3 protein-coding genes and 1 pseudogene are annotated in these 1,824 nt (G+C 60.7%); all 4 read left to right on the forward strand.

The window, feature by feature from the left end; genetic code table 11:
- The coding region (locus P8X48_08510; protein MEJ2107355.1) for a class I tRNA ligase family protein at nucleotides 1-576 on the forward strand (576 nt) is incomplete at its 5' end.
- The gene (gene lspA / locus P8X48_08515) at nucleotides 576-1,070 is read left to right on the forward strand and encodes a signal peptidase II (protein MEJ2107356.1); all 495 of its coding nucleotides are present in this window, start codon (nucleotides 576-578) and stop codon (nucleotides 1,068-1,070) included. The genes P8X48_08510 and lspA, both read left to right, overlap by 1 nt.
- The gene (locus P8X48_08520; GenBank protein MEJ2107357.1) at nucleotides 1,060-1,407 is read left to right on the forward strand and encodes an FKBP-type peptidyl-prolyl cis-trans isomerase; all 348 of its coding nucleotides are present in this window, start codon (nucleotides 1,060-1,062) and stop codon (nucleotides 1,405-1,407) included. Before lspA ends, P8X48_08520 begins: the two co-directional genes overlap by 11 nt.
- A gap of 13 nt (nucleotides 1,408-1,420) precedes the next feature.
- Nucleotides 1,421-1,711 (forward strand): annotated as a pseudogene (gene ispH / locus P8X48_08525) (4-hydroxy-3-methylbut-2-enyl diphosphate reductase).
- Nucleotides 1,712-1,824 lie beyond the last annotated feature (113 nt).

A 1,824-nucleotide genomic window follows, 5' to 3' on the forward strand; every position in this document is an offset into this window, starting at 1 on the left:
ACCGCCATGTATCACATCCTCGAGGCATTGGTGCGCTGGTTCGCGCCCATCCTGAGTTTTACCGCCGAGGAGATCTGGCGTTTCATGCCGGGTGAACGTGGCGAGTCCGTGCTGCTCGAAACCTGGTACGAGTTGCCTCCTTCCCATGGGGAAGACATCGAACGCGGCATGGGGCACCAGTTCTGGGATACCATTATTCAGGTGCGCGAACAGGTGAGTCGCGAACTGGAGCGCCTGCGTGTCGCCGGCGGCATTGGATCCTCCCTGGACGCCGAGGTGGATCTGTACTGCACGCCGGAACTGAAGGAAGTGCTTGATCGCCTGGGTGACGAACTCCGTTTCGTCTTCATAACCTCCTATGCGCGTGTGCACGGGCTTGAGGGTCGCGGCGACGAAGCGGCGCCGTGTGAACTCGATGGCCTGTTCATCGCGGTCGCGCCATCGGCCCATGAGAAGTGCATCCGCTGCTGGCACCATCGCGAGGATGTCGGCCGCGACCCGGCCCATCCGCAGATTTGCGGGCGTTGCGCCAGCAATGTCGCCACCGACGCCGGCGAAACCCGGGAGTTCGCCTGATGTTTCGTTGGGGCTGGATCGCAATTGTGGTCGTGGTACTCGACCAGGTGAGCAAGTTCTGGGTAGTAAAGGAACTGCTGGCGGCACCGGTGCGCGTATTGCCGGTGCTGAATCTCGTGCTGTCCTACAACCGGGGTTCCGCGTTCGGCTTTCTGGACCAGGCCGGCGGCTGGCAGAACATCATGTTCATGATCATCGCCGTGGTGGTTTCCGTGATCATTGTCCTGATGATCCGCTCCCTGGGTCCGCGGGAGTTCCAGACCCGGATCGGTCTGTGGATGATTCTCGGCGGGGCTTTGGGTAACCTGATAGACCGGATTCGCCTTGGACATGTAATCGATTTTATCCAGTTTCACATCGGCGACTGGTCGTTCTGGGTGTTCAACCTGGCCGACAGCGCCATCACCGTGGGCGCCATACTCCTTGCCCTCGATGTCATCGGCGTGTCCCTGTTGCGGCCGCGTTCAACGGAGACCGGAAATCATGCCCATTGAAACCGGTTCGCGGGTCACGCTGCACTTCACCCTGCGCCTGGTGCAGGACAAGTACCTGGTAGACAGCACGCGCGAGGAAGAGGAGCCGTTCGAATTCGTCATTGGCAGTGGCGAGGTGATTCCCGGGCTGGAGCAGCGGCTGCTGGGCATGGAAGCGGGTCAGCAGGCCACGTTCGAGGTTCCGGCCATGGAGGCCTATGGTCCGGCGCCGCTGGACCCGGAAAACGTACAAAACATTCCGCGCGAGGAATTCCCGGCGGACATGGAACTGGAGCCGGGACAGGTCGTCGGTTTCGCCGAGATCCTGGCGGTGGAGAACCCCGAACGCCAGGCGTAGAATTTCACGACCCATGGAAATACTGCTCGCCAATCCCCGCGGCTTCTGTGCCGGAGTTGATCGCGCCGTCGTCATCGTCGAGCGCGCGCTGGAACTGTTTGGTCCGCCGATCTATGTGCGTCACGAGGTGGTGCACAACCGTTTTGTCGTCGATTCGCTGCGCGACCAGGGCGCGATCTTCGTCGATGAGCTGGACGAGGTCCCCGATGGGGCCACGGTGGTGTTCAGCGCCCATGGGGTGGCGCGTTCCGTGCGCGAGGAAGCAGAATCACGCGGCCTGAAGGTTTTTGATGCCACCTGTCCACGATAACCAGGAGAATATGCCACCTGGCAGCCTCCCCGCGCTAACGAGCGTGGATGAATCTATTGCCGTGAATTGATGGTAAAGAACATTCTATGGCCAAATTGGCTTAATTC

This window comes from Acidiferrobacteraceae bacterium (assembly GCA_037388825.1).
Lineage (GTDB): Bacteria > Pseudomonadota > Gammaproteobacteria > Acidiferrobacterales > JAJDNE01 > JARRJV01.

Bases quoted from the DNA above. Each gene is read 5' to 3' on its own strand.
- P8X48_08520 (MEJ2107357.1), top strand. From the start codon at position 1,060: ATGCCCATTGAAACCGGTTCGCGGGTCACGCTGCACTTCACCCTGCGC.
- lspA (MEJ2107356.1), top strand. From the start codon at position 576: ATGTTTCGTTGGGGCTGGATCGCAATTGTGGTCGTGGTACTCGACCAG.